Raw genomic sequence first — 18,064 nt, 5'->3', positions numbered from 1 at the left:
ACATCGGGACAGCATGCTCAGCATCGGGCATGCTTTTTCGCTTTTAATCGGGCTGAGTGGCTCTGTTGTTTATAATGATTTTGACTGAAAGTGGCACCTATACTATAATTAGAATGTTATGCTATGAAATTTTACGATTATGTTTGAATCCATATGTAGGATTATGAAAATAGAGGTGAATGTCCGTGTTTGATCGTCTTCAAGCAGTTGAGGATCGTTATGAAAGATTGAATGAACTATTGAGTGACCCGGAAGTAGTCAATGACTCCAAGAAGCTCCGCGAGTATTCCAAGGAGCAGTCTGACATCCAGGAAACGGTCATGGCTTACCGTGAATACAAAGAAGTGAAAGAGCAATTGGCCGACGCAAAGGCGATGCTCGAGGATAAGCTTGATGCTGATATGCGTGATATGGTCAAGGAGGAGATCTCCGAGCTTGAGCCGCGCATTGAAGAACTGGAAGCACGAATCAAGATTCTTCTTGTTCCGAAGGATCCTAATGATGACAAAAACGTTATCATGGAAATCCGCGGCGCTGCAGGCGGTGACGAAGCTGCCCTGTTTGCCGGCGACCTTTACCGCATGTACAGCCGTTATGCTGAATCACAGGGCTGGAAAACGGAGGTCATCGATGCCAGCACGACTGGTGTAGGCGGTTTTAAAGAGATCATCTTCATGATCAACGGAAATGGCGCTTATTCTAAAATGAAGTTCGAAAACGGCGCGCACCGTGTACAGCGTGTTCCGGAAACGGAATCAGGCGGCCGCATCCATACTTCAACAGCTACTGTTGCTTGTCTCCCTGAAGCTGAGGAAGTAGAAATCGAGCTGCATGATAAAGACATCCGCTTTGATGCATTTGCATCCAGTGGTGCCGGCGGACAATCCGTTAACACGACAATGTCAGCTGTACGTCTAACGCATATTCCAACAGGAATCGTTGTATCTTGCCAGGATGAAAAATCACAACACAAGAACAAAGACAAGGCGATGAAGGTACTTCGCGCCCGCGTCTATGACAAGTTCCAGCAGGAAGCACAGGCGGAGTATGACCAGGTTCGTAAATCTGCTGTAGGTACAGGGGACCGATCCGAGCGAATCCGTACGTACAACTTCCCGCAAAACCGCGTGACCGACCACCGCATCGGCCTGACAATCCAGAAGCTCGACCAGATCCTTCAGGGCAAAATGGATGAAATCATCGAAGCGCTAATTATGGAAGACCAATCTCAAAGACTTGAGAGTGCGAACAATGACTAATCTCAAACTGTATGAAGCCCTCAATTGGGCTTCTTCTTTTTTAAAAGAACATGATCGCGAGGAGTTTGCCGGTGAGCTTTTACTAAGGCACTATTCGGGGCTGTCCCGCACCTCGATGCTGATGAAGATGCGCGATGAACTAGATGGGGAAGTGTGGACGGAGTTCCAGGCCGCTGTAAAAAGGCATGCAGAAGGTGAACCGATCCAGTATATCATCGGCTCAGAGGAGTTTTACGGCCGCCGCTTTGAAGTGAACGAGCATGTGCTCATTCCCCGTCCGGAGACCGAGGAGCTTGTTCATGGCACGCTTCAGCGGCTGGAAAAGCTTTTTCCGGAAAGCGGCCCAATTGATCTCGTTGATGTCGGGACCGGAAGCGGAGCGATTTCAGTCAGCCTGAAGCTGGAGAAACTGGAATTGAAGGTGTCAGCTGTCGACCTGTCAGAAGACGCCCTCGATGTTGCGCGAAAAAATGCCAGCCAGCTGGGTGCGGACATCGAATTCTTCCATGGCGACCTGTTGCAGCCGCTTATTTTACAAGGAAAAAAAGTTGATGCTGTCATCTCGAACCCGCCTTATATCCCCGTTTCGGACCAGGAATGGTTGTCAGACATCGTGACCAAGCATGAGCCGCATATGGCGCTGTTTGCCGGGAAAGATGGATTGGACCTGTATCGCCGCTTCATGGACGAGCTGCCGCTTGTGTTGAAGGAAAAGGCACTCGTCGGCTTTGAAATCGGTGCCGGACAGGGAGAAGCCGTTCGAGAGCTTCTGGAAAAAACCTTCCCGCACGCCAGAGTTGAGGTTGTGTTTGATATCAATGGCAAGGACCGGATGGTATTTGCCGAAATGGATTCCTGATCAAAGGGAGTCCATTTTTTTACAAAAATTACTAGTTTAAGAATCTATCAAACTGTCCACACTGTGACTAGTGAAGGGATGGTGCGAGAGATGATGATGATGATGAAAAAATCAGGGGCTTATATTTACATACTCCTATTATGTGCAGGTACGATGTTAAGTTTATATACACCGAAAACGGAAGTGGCAGCCCAGGAAGCGACTGTCATACCAAACGAAGCGATCCGGCTGAGGATCCTGGCGGAAAGTGACCTGGAAAAAGATCAGGAAATCAAGCGGCTTGTCCGCGATGAAGTCAACAAGGAGATCACCAAATGGGTCCAGGACCTGACATCGATTGAAGCGGCAAGGGAAGTGATCAAATCCAAGCTTCCAGAAATCCAGAAGATCGCCGAAAAAGTCGTCGCAGAACAAGGTTCGACACAGAAGGTAAAAACAGAGTTCGATAAAGTCCAGTTTCCTACTAAACTATACGGCCAGTTCCTCTATCCGGCAGGTGAATACGAGGCCATCCTCATCACCCTGGGCGAAGGCGAAGGAGCAAACTGGTGGTGCGTCCTGTATCCGCCGCTATGCTTCCTTGATTTCTCAAACGGCGAAGCAACAAGCGAAGGCTTCGACGAGAATACAGGCAAAGGTGACGTGAAAGTGGCTGCTGAAGACAAAAACGCAGACGCAGATCAGGAAAAAGAAGCGGAAAAGGATGAGAAATCGTCAAAAAAGGACAAAAAATCATCAGAAAAGGATGAAAAACCAGTCTACGAAGGCAGCGAGGAAGAAGAAGTAGAGGTTGCATTCTTCCTGGTCGAGATCTGGAACAGGATTTTTGGATAAAAAATGGCCCCTGCAAAGGTTGCAGGGGCTATTTTTAAGCAAGATTAATCTTAGGAAACTCTCAATTTAAAATAATTCGACCACATTTTAAATTAATTTGGCGGATTTCAAGATATATCGACCACATTTTGAATTAATTTGGCGGATTTCAAGATATATCGACCACATTTTAGAATATATCGACCAAATCCGTTATTTTATCAACCAACTAGCATATCTTAAATGTTTCGCGCAAATCTCTCATCCGGGATCTTGTTGAGCATCACATATAAAGTGACAGGATCGGAACCGGTATTTTTATAAGATAGTTCTTCGCTGCCGCTCAAATGAACGGTTTCGTTTGCAGCTGCGGTTACTTCCTCTCCGTCAACCGTAAACGTTCCTTCACCCTGCATCGTTAAAATGAACACTTCTGTGCCTGGATGCGTGTGCTTCGGCAGCTCCTGGCCTGGCATGAAATTCAGCAGGAACACGGTGCTGTCCCCTTTTTTAAAGACAACCCGTTTTGTAAACTGTTCTTCGCTGAATTCCTGGTATTGTTTCAATGTTTGTTTTTCCATGATTGGCCCTCCTTATTGGCTGTTGATCATTATTGGTGCGATCTGGCTCAAGCGCCCGAACAAGGCTTTGCCTCCCTCGGTTTCCAGTAATCCTGTTTCGGTCAATGTTTCATGCATCAGCTTCAGCCATGCTTGCGCGCGGACAGGGGTAATCTCAAAAAGCATATGCCTGGCCCTCATATTGGGAGGTCCGAATTCCTCGCTGTATAATGCGCCGCCGCCGGTCAGCTGAGTGAGGAACATCCACTGCTTCCTCTTGATCTCTGCCATATCTCCTTCAAACAACGGACTAAGCTCTTCGTTTTCATAAACCTTTGGATAAAATGTATCAACAATTTTGCGGATCGATTCGTCTCCGCCAATCTGTTCATATATTGTTTTAATTTCCATGCCGTGCCCCCTTTTTGAGAAAGGTTTTCATTTGTATGATTTTATTATAACCATACACAACGAGGGACATAGTGACCTAAATCACTCACTTATGAATTTTTCACTATGGGAAGCTAGGAAACATTAGCTAGCTTCTATTAAGAAATACATGGTAATGGAGGAAAAATGACTAGACAAATTTCCAAAAATATTACAGTCCTTGGACAAGCAGATTACATTCTCTTGAATCTAGTTTCAGCCTGGGAGAATCCGGATATTCAGAGTAGTGTAACATCAAAACTCAGATTTCAAGGAGGATGAGTAAAATGGCTAAAAACAATAACAATGATAAGATGTCACGTGAAGAACGAGGACGTATGGGCGGCGAAGCAACAAGCCAGAACCATGGCAGCGAATTCTATCAGGAAATCGGCCGTAAAGGCGGCGAATCAACTTCGAACAATCACGATCAAGATTTCTATCAGGAAATTGGCCGCAAAGGCGGAGAGGCGACTGCTGAGAGCCATGACAGCGAATTCTACCAGGAAATCGGGAAAAAAGGTGGCCAATCAACATCCGAGAGCCACGACAAAGACTTCTATCAGGAAATCGGCCGCAAAGGCGGAGAAGCGACTTCTGAGAACCATGACCGAAGCTTCTATGAAGAAATCGGTGAAAAAGGCGGCAATGCCCGTAACAACAACAACAATAACAACTAGACATCCAGCTTAGAAAGCTACATTTAAAAGAAACACGGCAGCGTTCACAGATGTGGAGCTGCCGTGTTTCTTTTTTTAAGTTCTACTTTTTTCAATCCTCTCATATTCATTTAGTAGAATTTAAAAGTTGGGGTGATAGATATGACATGGAAAATCAGAAGTGCAAATAAGGAAGATCTGCCGAAGCTCGAGGCCTTTTTAACAGAGGCAGGGGTAAGCCCGCAAGGTTTGGCAGAGTCGGTGGAAAACTTTTCTTTGATGGAGAATCAGGTAGGTCAACTCAAGGCATGCCTGGGAGTAGAGCCTGTGGACAAAGCGGGTTTGCTGCGTTCCTTCGTCGTTTCCCCGCAAATAGCGCAGCCTGATCTGATGCTGCTTTTTAAAAGAGCGTTCTTGACGGCGAAAAGCCAGGAACTCGAGGAACTCTACCTCGTCACCAACAAAATGAGCGCAATCTCTTTTTTCGGCAGTCTTGGATTTGAAATGTTGAATCAATCCGAAATTCCTGAATCCCTTCTTGAGAAAAATCATCTTAAACAAGTTTTAACTGTGGATAACTCCGCAATTATGAAAATAATTCTGTGAATTGTGGATTAATCCACAAAGTTATCCACGGTTTCTTTAAAGTTGTACACAATTTGTGGATAAAAACTTGTTTTCACGTGTTTCTTCTTTTATACTTTCATAGAAATAGACTAGTATAGCGAGAAGTAAAAGGTGGATGTAAATGCAAACTCTAATGTGGACAGTGGATAAGAATGTGGATAATTTAGAAACATATCCACAAATCAAAGAAGCTGCACAAAATCTGAAGCAAAATGAAGTCGTCGCGTTTCCGACAGAAACCGTTTATGGACTCGGCGGCAACGCAGAAAGCGATGAAGCCGTATTGAAAATTTTCGAGGCAAAAGGAAGGCCTGGGGATAACCCGTTGATCATCCATATTGCCAATACTGAACAGATTCATTCCTTTGTAAAAGGAATCCCTGAACAGGCATCGCGATTGATGGATGCTTTCTGGCCTGGTCCGCTGACGATCATCCTCGAAAAGAAGGAGGGGACTCTTTCTGAAAAAGCAACGGCCGGGTTATCCACAGTCGCAGTCAGGATGCCTGACCACCCTGTTGCCCTGGCACTCATCGAGGAATCGGGCCTTCCGCTTGCGGCACCGAGCGCGAATCTGTCAGGTAAGCCAAGTCCGACGACGGCTGCGCATGTTGCCGATGATCTGACCGGCAGGATTTCTGGGATTGTCGACGGCGGCGCGACTGGGGTTGGCCTGGAATCAACAGTGGTCGATTGCACCGGTGGAATCCCCGTGATTTTAAGGCCTGGCGGCGTAACGAAGGAGCAGCTGGAAGAAGTAGTTGGAGAAGTTTCGGCAGACCCGGCGTTGACGGATGAAGGCCAGGCACCGAAAGCACCTGGGATGAAATACCGCCACTACGCGCCAAACTCGCCTTTTTATCTGGTTGATGGATCAAAAGAAGAAATCCAGCAGCTTGTGAATGAAAAGCGGAATGAGGGCCAGAGAGTCGGCGTGATGACCACAAAGGAAAACAAGGATTTTTATGACGCGAATGTCGTCAAAACCTGCGGCGAAAGAGCACGCCTCGAAACCGTCGCGGAAGCACTTTATGATACACTCCGGGCCTTCAACAAGGAAGACCTTGATATCATTTTCGGCGAAATCTTCCCCGAACAGGGCGTCGGACAGGCGATCATGAATCGATTATCAAAGGCATCTGGTCTGCCGATTATTATCAAATAGAAGAAAGGCGCTTCAGTCTTGGAGCGCTTTTTTGCTGTTGCGGCCGGCATGAGTCATAAACTTCCAATTCCATGCTTCTAAATCTTTTTGGACGTGCATATGCTGAATTAGCAAGTCCGAGGGGGCGAAGACATGGCAGCAATAGCCGGCGAATTATTCACACTGATGTTGATGGCATTCGCATTGGGAATGGATGCATTTTCCGTGGGTCTCGGAATGGGCATGTTCAGGCTGACGAAAAGGCATATTTTTAAAATTGGCGTCACGATTGGGTTGTTCCATGTGTGGATGCCGCTGCTTGGGATGGTGGCAGGCCGATTTTTGTCCGAGCAGTTCGGGGCAATCGCAGGCTATATTGGCGGCCTGCTTCTAATTGTGCTCGGTGTCCAGATGATCTGGGCAAGCTTCAAGGAAGAGGAGACAAGCTTGATCACTCCGGTTGGCAAGGGGTTATTGATTTTTGCCCTGAGCGTCAGCCTTGATAGTTTTTCCGTCGGCCTCACACTGGGAATCTATGGCGCGAGGACGCTGCTCGTACTGATTTGCTTTGGAGTCGCAGCGATGGTCCTGACATGGGCTGGCCTGCTGGTCGGAAAAAGAGTACAAGGGTGGCTTGGTACATACAGCGAGGCATTGGGAGGAAGCATTTTGCTCGCGTTCGGGCTGAAGCTGCTTCTGCCACTATAAAATTTTTTGTGCACCTGCAATGCGGGTGTCTTTTTTTGCGTACGTTTCCAATTGGCAAAAATGAAAATGCTTCAAGTTTGTCTTATAATGGAGAAAACTTCAACACAGGAGGGAAACGCATGGCACGCATTTTATTTGTCTGTACCGGAAATACATGCCGAAGCCCGATGGCGGAAGCGATCTTAAAAAGCAAGCAGCTGTCCGGCGTCGAAGTGAAGTCGGCGGGAGTGTATGCTCCGAACGGCGCAGATGCTTCAGTCAACGCGAAAATCGTCCTTGAGGAAAATGACATCAGCCATGATCATCGCTCCTCGACATTGACGAAGGAAGCGATCGATTGGGCGACAGTGGTTTTGACGATGACCGGGAGCCATAAAGGGCTGATTCTGAGCCAGTATCCAGATGGTGCTGAGAAAACTTTTACATTGAAAGAATTTGCCGAAGAGAGCGGAAGCCTTGATGTTGCAGACCCGTTTGGCGGAAATACGCAAATTTATCGAGAAGCTTTTCAAGAAATTCAAAAAAGTATCGAAAGAATCATCGATAAAATCCGATAATACCCTTGAGAAAACTTTTCGCAGTGATTCGAAAAGTGGAGCGATGTAAAATCAACTTTTTTCAGGGGGATTGTCAGTGGATTCAAAACGAAGCTACAAAATGGGATTGCGAAAGAAAGTGGTCATGCTGACGACCGTGTTGGCGATTATCACGTATTCAACAAGTGCATTCTTTATCTATTTCCTTTATCCTTATGTCCAAAAGTTTATTGGAATCAATTCGGTTGTTTTTACAGCATCGGTCCTTGGGATGGGGATCTTCTGGTCCGGGCTGCTTGCGTATATGGCGGCCGGCCTGATCATCAAGCCATTGCAAAAGCTTGAGCAGTCTGCTTTGAACGCAGCACAGGGCGAGATTGGCGAGGATGTTGAAGTCTCGAAATCGGATGACGAAATCCGTTCCCTGGGACTGGCCTTCAATAACATGCTGTCAAACCTGCGCGAGATGGTCAGCCAGATTGACGAGAATTTCAATGAAACGAATGAAAAAGTAATCCGTATTTCAGGGCAATCCGCAGCAGCCTCCGAACAGGCGACGATCATTTCGACGACGATCAAGGAAATCGCTGCCGGTGCTGATTCCTCGGCATTGTCGACGCAGACGACGGCGGAATCAGTTGATGAAGTCATCCGGATCGCAGAGGATGTCCAGGAAAAAGCGCGCACATCTGAATCAATCTCTGTGGAAATGGTCAAAGACCTGCAGGAATCAAAGGATGCGATTCATTCGCTGATTTCGGGAATTGAAAGACTTGCGAATGATAACCGCGAATCGCTTGGCACGGTCAAACGCTTGGAAGAAAACGCGACAAAAGTGGAGCAGATCATCCAGCTCGTTGGCGATATCGCCGCACAGACAAACCTGCTTGCATTGAATGCATCGATAGAAGCAGCGCGTGCCGGTGAGCATGGCAAAGGCTTCGCGGTTGTCGCCGAAGAAGTGAGGAAGCTTGCCGATCAGAGCGCGGATGCCGTCCAGGGAATTTCAGGCTTGATCCAAAACATCCAGTCTGAGGTCCAGAATGTCGTCGGCCAAATCAGCAGACAGGTCGATACCGCAAACGGAGAAGCGAAGAAAGGCGAGAAGACAAACCAGGTGATCGAAGAAATGACCGGAACCATCCACGAGATGGCAGAAGTGATCCATGCGATTACCGCACTTGTCGAAACGCAAATGGAGACCATCCAGCATACATCCACCCAATCGCAGGAAATGGCTGCGATCGCGGAAGAAACCTCAGCCGGAGCATTGAGCGTAGCATCAGCAGCCGAGCAGCAGGCAGAAGTCATTGCCGATGTAGAAGAGTTGGCGGTCGAACTGCAAAACCAGGCCGGAAAGCTAAAAAGCACGATTACAAAGTTTTCGTTATAAATATTTGTTTTGGCCACAGCTATGATGATGCTGTGGTTTTCTTTTTTTAATTGGAAAAAATGACGCGGAATTTCCAATTCGCTATAAAAATGAAAAAGTCGCTATAAAAGATGGAAACTCGCTATAAAAAGCAAAAAGTCGCTATAAAAAAGTGAAACTCGCTATAAAAAACAAAAAGTCGCTATATAAAAAGTGAAACTCGCTATAATATCTTTTCCTGATCAGATTTTATCAATGAAATAAACCGTTTTCTTTATAATCCGGTGAGAATATGAGAAAATAACGGTAGAATGAATCGCCCCGCAAGCGGGAATACATAGGAGGATTTTACAATGAAGGTTGCAATTGCTTCAGACCATGGCGGAGTCAATATCCGCGAGGAAATTAAGAATTTGATGGATGAAATGAATATCCAGTATGAAGATTTCGGCTGTGAGTGCGGAACTGTTGACTATCCTGACTATGCGCTTCCGGTTGCGGAAAAAGTGGCGAACGGAGAGTTTGACAAGGGAATTTTGATTTGCGGAACAGGCATCGGCATGAGCATCGCCGCGAACAAGGTGAAAGGCATTCGCTGTGCGCTGGTGCATGATGTTTTCAGCGCGAAGGCAACGCGCCAGCACAATGACACCAACATGCTGGCGATGGGCGAGCGCGTCATTGGACCAGGGCTTGCGCGTGAGATTGCTGCTGTATGGCTGACAGAGGAATATGAAGGCGGCCGCCACGAAAACCGTGTAGGCAAAATCAAGGAATACGAAAATAAGCAGTAAGATTGTAAAAAGGAGGCGCTGACACTGTCTATTCAACAATGGGAAGCAGAATTGAACTCCATCCTTACCAATTTTAACGAACAGGTACAGCTGAAAAAAGGCCAGGTGCTGGTTGTCGGCTGCAGTACGAGTGAAATCATCGGGCAGCGGATTGGCACAGCCGGTACGGATGAGGTCGCGGCAATGGTCTTCAGGCAGTTTCGCGATCTTCAGAATCAAACAGGTGTCCAGCTGGCGTTCCAGTGCTGTGAGCATTTGAACAGGGCACTCGTTGTCGAGCGGGATACGGCAGAGCAGAAGCAGCTGGACGAAGTCACGGTGATTCCCGTGAGGAATGCAGGCGGGGCAATGGCTGCACATGCCTACCAACACCTCGATAAACCTGTTGTCGTCGAATTCATCAAGGGAGACGCCGGCATTGATATCGGAGACACCTTGATTGGCATGCAACTGAAGCATGTTGCCGTACCTGTCAGGGTGCAGCAGAAAAGTGTCGGCCATGCCCATGTGACACTGGCGAAAACAAGGCCGAAGCTGATCGGCGGCGTTCGTGCCGTTTACGAACATACAAAAGAAAATGAATCATGCTAATAGCCGACCGCAGCAGAACCAGATCAATGGTTCTGCTTTTTCCGGCGTCATCCTTTTCTTTCATCATAATATCGGCTAAAATAAGAATGAATTTTCTAATAACGGAACCAGGCAATACATATTAAGAGGGGGAACTTACGTGAAGCACTTGTCACAGCAGGATAGCCAATTATACGCAGCAATGCAGGATGAATTGAAGCGCCAGCGTACGAAAATCGAATTGATTGCATCGGAGAACTTTGTCAGCGAGGCAGTCATGGAAGCGCAGGGATCTGTACTTACGAATAAATATGCGGAAGGTTATCCAGGCCGCCGCTATTATGGCGGATGCGAGCATGTCGATGTTGTCGAAAATATTGCCCGTGACCGCGCGAAGGAAATCTTCGGTGCAGAGCACGCAAACGTCCAGCCGCACTCAGGTGCTCAGGCAAATATGGCGGTTTATTTTACTGTCCTTGAACAGGGCGATACCGTCCTCGGGATGAATCTGTCGCACGGCGGTCATCTGACGCACGGCAGCCCGGTCAACTTCAGCGGCGTCCAGTATAATTTCGTCGAGTACGGTGTCGATGAGGAAACTCAAGTCATCGATTACAATGTGGTTCTTGAAAAGGCACGCGAGCATAAGCCGAAGATGATCGTTGCCGGTGCGAGTGCTTACCCAAGAGCGATCGATTTCAAGCGTTTCCGTGAAATCGCGGATGAAGTTGGCGCATATTTGATGGTCGATATGGCGCATATCGCCGGTTTGGTTGCAGCGGGCTTGCACCAGAATCCGGTTCCATATGCTGATTTTGTCACGACGACTACCCATAAAACGCTTCGCGGTCCGCGCGGCGGGATGATCCTTTGCAAAGAGGAATTCGCGAAGAAAATCGACAAGTCCATTTTCCCGGGAATCCAGGGCGGCCCGCTGATGCATGTCATCGCTGCGAAAGCAGTGGCATTCGGCGAAGCGCAGGAGGATTCTTTCAAAGAATACGCCCAGAATATCATTTCAAATGCCAATCGCCTGGCAGAAGGCTTGAACAAGGAAGGAATCGACCTTGTATCGGGCGGTACAGACAACCATTTGCTGTTGGTTGATCTGCGTTCGCTTGGCCTGACTGGCAAGGTAGCGGAAAAGGTGCTGGATGAAATCGGAATTACCGTCAACAAAAATACGATTCCTTTCGATCCGGAAAGCCCGTTCGTCACAAGCGGAATCCGTATCGGTACAGCTGCCGTCACAAGCCGCGGCTTCGGGCATGAAGAGATGGACGAGATCGCTTCATTGATCGCGTTCACCCTGAAAAACCATGAAGATGAAGCAAAACTGGAAGAAGCGCGCCAACGCGTTGAAGACCTGACAAGCAAGTTCGAACTATACCCTGAGAGATAAAATCACACCTGGCGGCCCTTCATGAATGAGGGCCGCTTTTTCAGGGGAAAATCATTAGGCTGAAGCGGTTGCTTGTGCAGAGGTTTTTCTGTAAAATTAAACGAAGTGTGATTCAGCAGATCTTACATATAACAGACGGTGTTCACAACTCATTTACCTTTAAAAGGAGCGATAATCATGGCAAAAGTATACGTATTTGACCATCCATTGATTCAGCATAAACTTACTTATATCCGCGAAAAAAGCACAGGCACAAAGGAATTCCGCGAGCTTGTAGACGAAGTCGCAACGCTGATGGCGTTCGAAATCACGCGTGACATGCCGCTTGAGGAAATTGAAATTGAAACACCAGTCGAAAAGACAAAATCAAAAGTACTTTCAGGAAAGAAGCTTGGCATCATCCCAATCCTGCGTGCAGGAATCGGAATGGTTGACGGCATCCTGAAATTGATTCCGGCTGCAAAAGTCGGACATATCGGTCTTTACCGCGATCCGAAAACATTGATGCCAGTTGAATATTATGTGAAGCTTCCAAGCGACGTTGAAGAGCGCGATTTCATCGTCGTTGACCCAATGCTTGCAACAGGCGGTTCCGCGGTCGAAGCGATCAACTCATTGAAAAAACGCGGCGGAAAGCACATCAAATTCATGTGCCTGATCGCAGCTCCAGAAGGCGTAGAAACGGTAAAAGAAGCGCATCCTGACGTGGATATCTATATCGCGGCGCTCGACGAAAAGCTGAACGACCATGGATACATCGTACCTGGCCTTGGAGATGCAGGAGACCGTTTATTCGGAACGAAGTAAGGAGTGTTTGATTTGAGTCAGCCTATTAAAGTCATGACTATTTTTGGGACACGCCCGGAAGCGATCAAAATGGCTCCGCTTGTCCTTGAATTGCAGAAGCACCCTGAACACTTTGAATCGATTGTGACGGTCACTGCCCAGCACCGCCAAATGCTGGACCAGGTATTGAACATTTTCGATATCACGCCGGACCATGACCTCAATATCATGAAGGACCGCCAGACTTTGATCGATGTAACGACTAGAGGTCTGGAAGGTCTGGATAAAGTGATGAAGGAAGTGAAGCCGGATATCGTACTGGTGCATGGCGATACAACGACTACTTTCGTGGCGAGTCTTGCGGCTTACTATAACCAGATTGTCGTTGGCCATGTTGAGGCCGGACTGAGAACGTGGAATAAATATTCCCCGTTCCCTGAGGAGATGAACCGCCAGCTGACAGGCGTCATGGCAGATTTGCATTTTGCCCCGACTTCAAAGTCAGCGGCCAACCTGCTGCAGGAAAACAAGCCGGAAGAGAACATCTTCGTAACTGGCAATACAGCGATTGATGCATTGAAAACGACGGTAAAAGATGCTTACCAGCATGAAGTGCTCGACAAGCTCGGCAATGACCGCCTGATCCTGATGACGGCGCACCGCCGCGAAAACCTCGGCGAGCCAATGCGCAATATGTTCCGTGCCATCAAAAGGATTGTCGATGAGCAGAAGGATGTACAAGTGGTGTATCCGGTCCACCTTAACCCGGTGGTCCGTGAGCTAGCCGATGAAGTGCTGGGCAACGATCCGCGCATCCATCTGATTGAGCCGCTTGACGTCATTGATTTCCATAACTTTGCATCACGCGCCTACCTGATTCTGACCGATTCTGGCGGTGTGCAGGAAGAAGCGCCTTCTCTTGGAGTGCCCGTTCTGGTTCTTCGCGATACGACCGAGCGTCCGGAAGGGATTGAAGCAGGTACATTGAAGCTTGCCGGGAATGAAGAGCAGCCAATCTATGATATGGCTACAGAATTGCTGACAGACCGCGAAGCTTATGAAAAAATGGCCAAAGCTTCAAATCCATACGGCGACGGCCGCGCATCAGAACGAATTTGCGAAGCGATCCGTTTTTATTTTAATAGAACAGAAAATCGTCCTGAGCAATACAAATAAGAAATCGATTAGACACCTCTTTTTTAGGAAAAGGGGTGTTTTTTTTGTTTAGGTTGCTGCTGACTGGTAAAAATCAGCAAAAAATATCATTTGAATTAGGAATTGCAGCGGAAACTGGGATAATTGCACGGTTGAGTCCGAGAATTGAACACTCATATCAAATAATGGCGTGAGGAACCACCGTATTTCACGGTAATGTAAAATAATTGCGTGAGAAATCACCGTATTGCATGGTAATGTCTATTAATTGCGTGAGAAATCACCGTAATTGCACGAAAAAGTCAAATAATTGCGCGATAAATCACTGTAATTGCGCAGTAAATCACTATAATTGCACGAAAGTTATTTATAATTGCAGTTTCATCCTATTTTTGGAAAAACACCCTCTGCATAATAGCGGCCGCTAAATGAAACGCTAAACGGAAAAAGGGGGATCTGTCTTGATAAAGCGTTCATACCTGATTTTTATTCCGATCCTGCTGATCCTCACTGCTTTCCAACACCAAAAACTGCAGCATCCGCCGATTCCGCGTGAAGATCCCCATGCTGAAAAAATCGCCATTGTCATGACGGATGAGCCGGTGGAAGAACAGCAGATCAAAAATACACTGAAAAATTTCAAAAATACGAAGCTTCGCCGTGTGTTCACGCATGCGATCAATGGGTATTCTGTGCAAGGGCCAGCTTCTGAACTGAAGCAGCTCGAAGGGACAGAAGATGTAAAACTTGTTTCTGAAGTCAATACATACAAAGTGGAGAACTCGGCACTTCACCAGCCGCAGCGCTATCAATCCAGCTCAAGCTTCACTGATAACTTTGAATTGATAGGAACGGAGGAAGTCCATGGGCTGCTTGATGAAAAGGGGAAGCGCCTGACGGGGAAGGGGATTACCATCGGGGTGATCGACACAGGAATCGATTACGAGCATCCTGACTTGAGGAGAAGTTTCGCCGGCGGCCATGACCTCGTTGATGGCGACGATGATCCGATGGAAACGAAGGGAATGGGATTTAAAAGCACGCTTCACGGCACGCATGTGGCTGGTGTCATTGCGGCAAACGGAAGAATGAGAGGCATGGCCCCCGAAGCGAAAATCGTTGCCTACAGGGCGCTTGGTCCGGGCGGAAGCGGAACGACCGAGCAGGTGATCGCGGCGATTGATGAAGCGATAAAGGATAAGGTGGACATCCTGAATCTTTCGCTCGGCAATGATGTGAATGGTCCCGACCTGCCGATCAGCCTCGCGCTTAACAAAGCGGTTGATGCAGGGATTGTCGCCGTCACGTCATCGGGAAACTCCGGTCCGAACCGCTGGACGGTTGGATCGCCGGGGACTGCTTCAAAGGCGATATCGGTCGGCGCTTCCACACCCCCGATGCAAGTACCGTACATCACCGCAACGGGCAGCACGGAAGAAATCCGGCTCGAGCTATTACAAGGTTCGGACGATTGGAAGATCACCCAGAGTGAAAACCTGGTGTTTGCAGGAATGGGCAAAAAAGAAGACATGAAGGATGTCAGTGATAAGCTCGTCCTTGTCGAGCGGGGCACGTTGACTTTTACCGAAAAAGCGAGGAATGCCTTCGAAGCTGGCGCGATCGGGGTCATTATTTACAACAATACGGACGGGACGTTCTTTGGCAACCTCGAAGAAACCCTGCCGATTCCAGTTGCTGCTATCAGCAAAAAGGCTGGATTGGCTTTGAAAAAGCAGCTCAAAAACAACACGATGCTGATCCGCGTCCATTTAATAGAAGAAAAAGACATCCTTGCAGACTTCAGTTCCCGCGGCCCGGTGACTGTTACCTGGGAAATCAAGCCGGACATTGTCGCTCCAGGAGTCGCAATCAACAGCACGATTCCCGGAGGCTACCTGCCGCTTCAGGGCACGAGCATGGCAGCGCCGCATATTGCCGGTGCGGCTGCCCTCATCAAGCAAGCACACCCGGATTGGACTCCTGCTGAAATCAAGGCGGCAATCATGAACACCGCCAAGGAAATTCAGGACCGGAAAGGAAAACCATACCGGACATTCGAGCAGGGAGCAGGCCGAATCCAGACAGAAGCTGCCATCGAGACTGAAAGCCTGGTCATTCCCGGATCGCTGCAATTTGGGAAATTTCAGCTGGCAGATAATATGCACCGGCATGGCGCCCGATTGAAAGTGAGAAATACCGGCTCCGACACAAAGTCCTACTCCTTCTCGATTCCGAAAAAGCAGCAAGGGATTGCATGGGAGCTGCCTTTGAGCTTTACGCTCAAACCAGGTGAATGTAAGGATGTCGAAGTGGCGATGAAGGTTTCCCCGGAGATGCTTGCTGACAAAATCAATGACGGCAGCCTGGTGATAGAGGATGGGAAAAATAAGATCCGTATCCCCTATCTGTATGTCCTCGAAGAACCGGATTACCCACGGGTGATGGGCTTCGGCTTCGCTCCAGCCGACTCAGGAGCGGCTTTCCGCTATGAAGTGTATCTCCCTGGTGGAGCCGACGAGTTTGGAATTGCGCTTTTCGATCCGGACCAATTCCGGTTCATCGGTTTTCTCGATTGGGGGAGGAAGCTGAAAAAAGGGATGGTAGAAAAGGAAATACCGCTTGAAAATCTGCCGGAGGACGGGGTGTACCTGGCAAAGGTATTCGCGAAGAAAGCGGGGCGCGAAAGCATGATTGAAACGATGATCTATATCGACAAAGCATCTATGAATAACAGGGCCGGAAAAAGGTAAATCCTTTCTCCGGCCCTGCTTTTTTCTGTTATAATAATATAATACTGAAATAGGGTTGATGGTATATATTCACAGTGAAAACTTTGTGAATTTTTTCACCCCAATGGATTGACATTGACATTTGCCTATTGTATGCTTACAAAGGGCATAAAATGATAAGGTTTTCAATGTTGATATGCAAGCTTTTTTTATGTGAAAATATTGTTTTTTAAATAATATTTTTCACTCCCCTGATTGTCCATTCTCTATAGTGAGGATGCGTTTTTTATGCGCCGAAACAACCGCCACCCTTTACAAGCGATGGCACTCATGTCCGCTATACTATCTCAATTGGTAGGCTCCATTTTAATTGGCATATTTTCCGGAAGATGGCTGGACCGTACCCTTGGTACAGAGCCACTTTTCTTAATATTCGGATTGCTGATCGGATTGGCGGCAGGTGTGTATGCCATGCTCCGCCTCATCCAACACTTCTTTTCGGGAGACTAGCCATCTATGGAAATCAAGGACTTGTTTACTCGCCAGCGCAAATACATATTCACTCTGTTGTCACTATATGTACTCGGGTACGGCTTTACAAGCTATCAATCTGTTTTTGCCGGGTTGATCTTTGGTACAAGCCTGAGCCTTTTTAATTTATGGCTGCTAGCGAGGAAAATGAACAACTTTGGTGATTCGGTGGTGCAGGGGAAGAAGGTACGCTCGCTCGGTTCGATGTCGAGACTGGCAACTGGAGCGCTTGCCGTGATCGTCGCGATGAAATATCCGGATCGCATAAACCTTGTATTCACGATTTTGGGATTAATGACAGCTTATCTTGTCATTATGATAGATTTTTTTGTCCAGTCTTTTCAATCACGTAAATAGCGGGGAAGAGAGGTGAATTAACTAATGCATCATGAAGCTCCTTTAGTTCCATTTTTAGGACTTTATTTTAACCTGGCAAACATGCTGATGATCACAATAGCAAGTGCTATCGTCTTCATCATTGCAGTACTTTCCACTCGAAGGCTTGCGATGAAACCGACAGGGATCCAGAACTTCATGGAATGGATTATGGATTTCGTGAAAGGAATCATCAACAGTACGATGGACTGGAAGGACGGGGGAAGATTTCATGTACTTGGCATAACATTGCTGATGTATGTGTTTGTAGCCAATATGCTGGGTCTGCCGTTCTCTGTCGTTGTCGACAATCAATTATGGTGGAAATCACCGACAGCTGATCCGGTCATCACACTGACTCTTGCAGTCATGGTGGTAGGACTTTCCCATTATTATGGCGTCAAGCTTAAAGGGACTGCCGAATACGGTAAGGAATTTTTCAAGCCGTTTTGGTTCATGTTCCCGATCAAGATCATTGAAGAGTTCGCGAATACGCTCACTCTTGGTCTTCGTCTTTACGGTAACATTTACGCAGGTGAGATTCTTTTGGGTCTGCTTGCAGCCGGCCTCGCGACTGATACAATGACTACTTTGGCCGCAGCGGTTCCAATGCTTATATGGCAAGGATTCTCGGTATTCGTCGGGGCAATCCAGGCGTTTATCTTCACTATGTTAACGATGGTTTATCTCTCTCATAAAGTGAGCCATGACCATTAATATATACCCTGTTCATTTATTGGACAAAACTTTAAAAAA

The 18,064-nt window shown here is 47.5% G+C and carries 20 protein-coding genes; 18 read left to right on the top strand and 2 right to left on the bottom strand.

What is annotated here, in order from left to right:
* Positions 1-185 precede the first annotated feature (185 nt).
* From prfA to spoIIR, 3 genes are all read left to right on the top strand, one after another.
* Positions 186-1,259, top strand: coding sequence for a peptide chain release factor 1 (gene prfA, locus ACNAZ4_RS07825; protein ID WP_415813668.1), 1,074 nt, complete (start codon positions 186-188; stop codon positions 1,257-1,259).
* A complete protein-coding gene (prmC, locus tag ACNAZ4_RS07820; RefSeq protein WP_415813667.1) occupies positions 1,252-2,118 on the top strand; it encodes a peptide chain release factor N(5)-glutamine methyltransferase in 867 nt (288 codons plus the stop codon). The genes prfA and prmC overlap by 8 nt, the downstream gene beginning before the upstream one ends.
* 99 nt (positions 2,119-2,217) lie before the next feature.
* Positions 2,218-2,952, top strand: coding sequence for a stage II sporulation protein R (gene spoIIR / locus ACNAZ4_RS07815; RefSeq protein ID WP_415813830.1), 735 nt, complete (start codon positions 2,218-2,220; stop codon positions 2,950-2,952).
* 218 nt (positions 2,953-3,170) lie between these two features.
* Here the strand turns inward: spoIIR and ACNAZ4_RS07810 are convergent, their stop codons facing one another.
* Positions 3,171-3,512, bottom strand: coding sequence for a cupin domain-containing protein (locus tag ACNAZ4_RS07810; protein ID WP_415813666.1), 342 nt, complete (start codon positions 3,510-3,512; stop codon positions 3,171-3,173).
* A 12-nt stretch (positions 3,513-3,524) separates the two neighbouring features.
* Positions 3,525-3,902, bottom strand: a complete 378-nt coding sequence (locus tag ACNAZ4_RS07805) for a globin domain-containing protein (protein WP_415813664.1) — start codon at positions 3,900-3,902, stop codon at positions 3,525-3,527.
* 305 nt (positions 3,903-4,207) lie between these two features.
* Here ACNAZ4_RS07805 and ACNAZ4_RS07800 point away from each other — a divergent pair, with 305 nt between their 5' ends.
* The 15 genes from ACNAZ4_RS07800 (at position 4,208) to atpB (ending at position 18,025) form a co-directional block, all read left to right on the top strand.
* The gene (locus ACNAZ4_RS07800) at positions 4,208-4,600 is read left to right on the top strand and encodes a KGG domain-containing protein (protein ID WP_415813662.1); all 393 of its coding nucleotides are present in this window, start codon (positions 4,208-4,210) and stop codon (positions 4,598-4,600) included.
* 141 nt (positions 4,601-4,741) lie between these two features.
* On the top strand, positions 4,742-5,185 hold the full coding sequence (locus ACNAZ4_RS07795) for a GNAT family N-acetyltransferase (protein WP_415813661.1): 444 nt from the start codon (positions 4,742-4,744) through the stop codon (positions 5,183-5,185).
* A gap of 142 nt (positions 5,186-5,327) precedes the next feature.
* Entirely contained in the window at positions 5,328-6,371 is a 1,044-nt protein-coding gene (locus tag ACNAZ4_RS07790; RefSeq protein WP_415813660.1) for an L-threonylcarbamoyladenylate synthase, read from the top strand.
* Positions 6,372-6,503: 132 nt separating this feature from the next.
* Entirely contained in the window at positions 6,504-7,058 is a 555-nt protein-coding gene (locus ACNAZ4_RS07785; protein ID WP_415813659.1) for a manganese efflux pump MntP, read from the top strand.
* A gap of 119 nt (positions 7,059-7,177) precedes the next feature.
* Positions 7,178-7,615: a low molecular weight protein arginine phosphatase gene (locus tag ACNAZ4_RS07780; protein ID WP_415813658.1), complete on the top strand. Its 438-nt coding sequence runs from the start codon at positions 7,178-7,180 to the stop codon at positions 7,613-7,615.
* A 76-nt stretch (positions 7,616-7,691) separates the two neighbouring features.
* Positions 7,692-8,987, top strand: a complete 1,296-nt coding sequence (locus tag ACNAZ4_RS07775; RefSeq protein ID WP_415813657.1) for a methyl-accepting chemotaxis protein — start codon at positions 7,692-7,694, stop codon at positions 8,985-8,987.
* A gap of 332 nt (positions 8,988-9,319) precedes the next feature.
* The gene (gene rpiB, locus ACNAZ4_RS07770) at positions 9,320-9,760 is read left to right on the top strand and encodes a ribose 5-phosphate isomerase B (protein WP_415813656.1); all 441 of its coding nucleotides are present in this window, start codon (positions 9,320-9,322) and stop codon (positions 9,758-9,760) included.
* 18 nt (positions 9,761-9,778) lie between these two features.
* Positions 9,779-10,351 (top strand): TIGR01440 family protein, encoded by a 573-nt coding sequence (locus ACNAZ4_RS07765; RefSeq protein ID WP_415813829.1) that lies wholly within the window; start codon positions 9,779-9,781, stop codon positions 10,349-10,351.
* Between the two features lie 139 nt (positions 10,352-10,490).
* On the top strand, positions 10,491-11,732 hold the full coding sequence (locus tag ACNAZ4_RS07760; RefSeq protein WP_415813655.1) for a serine hydroxymethyltransferase: 1,242 nt from the start codon (positions 10,491-10,493) through the stop codon (positions 11,730-11,732).
* Positions 11,733-11,909: 177 nt separating this feature from the next.
* A complete protein-coding gene (gene upp, locus ACNAZ4_RS07755) occupies positions 11,910-12,539 on the top strand; it encodes a uracil phosphoribosyltransferase (RefSeq protein WP_415813654.1) in 630 nt (209 codons plus the stop codon).
* Positions 12,540-12,572: 33 nt separating this feature from the next.
* Entirely contained in the window at positions 12,573-13,694 is a 1,122-nt protein-coding gene (gene wecB / locus ACNAZ4_RS07750; protein WP_415813828.1) for a non-hydrolyzing UDP-N-acetylglucosamine 2-epimerase, read from the top strand.
* Positions 13,695-14,137: 443 nt separating this feature from the next.
* Positions 14,138-16,423 (top strand): S8 family serine peptidase, encoded by a 2,286-nt coding sequence (locus ACNAZ4_RS07745; RefSeq protein ID WP_415813826.1) that lies wholly within the window; start codon positions 14,138-14,140, stop codon positions 16,421-16,423.
* A gap of 267 nt (positions 16,424-16,690) precedes the next feature.
* Complete coding sequence (locus ACNAZ4_RS07740) at positions 16,691-16,912, top strand: AtpZ/AtpI family protein (RefSeq protein WP_079506312.1); 222 nt, start codon at positions 16,691-16,693, stop codon at positions 16,910-16,912.
* A 6-nt stretch (positions 16,913-16,918) separates the two neighbouring features.
* Positions 16,919-17,290 carry an ATP synthase subunit I gene (locus ACNAZ4_RS07735; protein WP_415813653.1) on the top strand — a complete coding sequence of 124 codons (372 nt, stop codon included), beginning with the start codon at positions 16,919-16,921 and terminating at the stop codon, positions 17,288-17,290.
* Between the two features lie 24 nt (positions 17,291-17,314).
* Complete coding sequence (atpB, locus tag ACNAZ4_RS07730; protein WP_415813652.1) at positions 17,315-18,025, top strand: F0F1 ATP synthase subunit A; 711 nt, start codon at positions 17,315-17,317, stop codon at positions 18,023-18,025.
* Positions 18,026-18,064: the final 39 nt, after the last annotated feature.

The sequence above is a fragment of the Mesobacillus thioparans genome (assembly GCF_965138835.1).
GTDB classification, from domain to species: Bacteria; Bacillota; Bacilli; order Bacillales; family Cytobacillaceae; genus Mesobacillus; species Mesobacillus thioparans.
Note: the sequence above shows the minus strand (reverse complement) of the source record. Positions and strands in the feature narration are given on the sequence as shown.

Coding starts and splice junctions, on each gene's coding strand:
- prmC (WP_415813667.1), top strand. CDS start 1,252: ATGACTAATCTCAAACTGTATGAAGCCCTCAATTGGGCTTCTTCTTTT.
- spoIIR (WP_415813830.1), top strand. CDS start 2,218: ATGATGAAAAAATCAGGGGCTTATATTTACATACTCCTATTATGTGCA.
- ACNAZ4_RS07810 (WP_415813666.1), bottom strand. CDS start 3,512: ATGGAAAAACAAACATTGAAACAATACCAGGAATTCAGCGAAGAACAG.
- ACNAZ4_RS07805 (WP_415813664.1), bottom strand. CDS start 3,902: ATGGAAATTAAAACAATATATGAACAGATTGGCGGAGACGAATCGATC.
- ACNAZ4_RS07800 (WP_415813662.1), top strand. CDS start 4,208: ATGGCTAAAAACAATAACAATGATAAGATGTCACGTGAAGAACGAGGA.
- ACNAZ4_RS07795 (WP_415813661.1), top strand. CDS start 4,742: ATGACATGGAAAATCAGAAGTGCAAATAAGGAAGATCTGCCGAAGCTC.
- ACNAZ4_RS07790 (WP_415813660.1), top strand. CDS start 5,328: ATGCAAACTCTAATGTGGACAGTGGATAAGAATGTGGATAATTTAGAA.
- ACNAZ4_RS07785 (WP_415813659.1), top strand. CDS start 6,504: ATGGCAGCAATAGCCGGCGAATTATTCACACTGATGTTGATGGCATTC.
- ACNAZ4_RS07780 (WP_415813658.1), top strand. CDS start 7,178: ATGGCACGCATTTTATTTGTCTGTACCGGAAATACATGCCGAAGCCCG.
- rpiB (WP_415813656.1), top strand. CDS start 9,320: ATGAAGGTTGCAATTGCTTCAGACCATGGCGGAGTCAATATCCGCGAG.
- upp (WP_415813654.1), top strand. CDS start 11,910: ATGGCAAAAGTATACGTATTTGACCATCCATTGATTCAGCATAAACTT.
- wecB (WP_415813828.1), top strand. CDS start 12,573: ATGACTATTTTTGGGACACGCCCGGAAGCGATCAAAATGGCTCCGCTT.
- ACNAZ4_RS07740 (WP_079506312.1), top strand. CDS start 16,691: ATGCGCCGAAACAACCGCCACCCTTTACAAGCGATGGCACTCATGTCC.
- ACNAZ4_RS07735 (WP_415813653.1), top strand. CDS start 16,919: ATGGAAATCAAGGACTTGTTTACTCGCCAGCGCAAATACATATTCACT.
- atpB (WP_415813652.1), top strand. CDS start 17,315: ATGCATCATGAAGCTCCTTTAGTTCCATTTTTAGGACTTTATTTTAAC.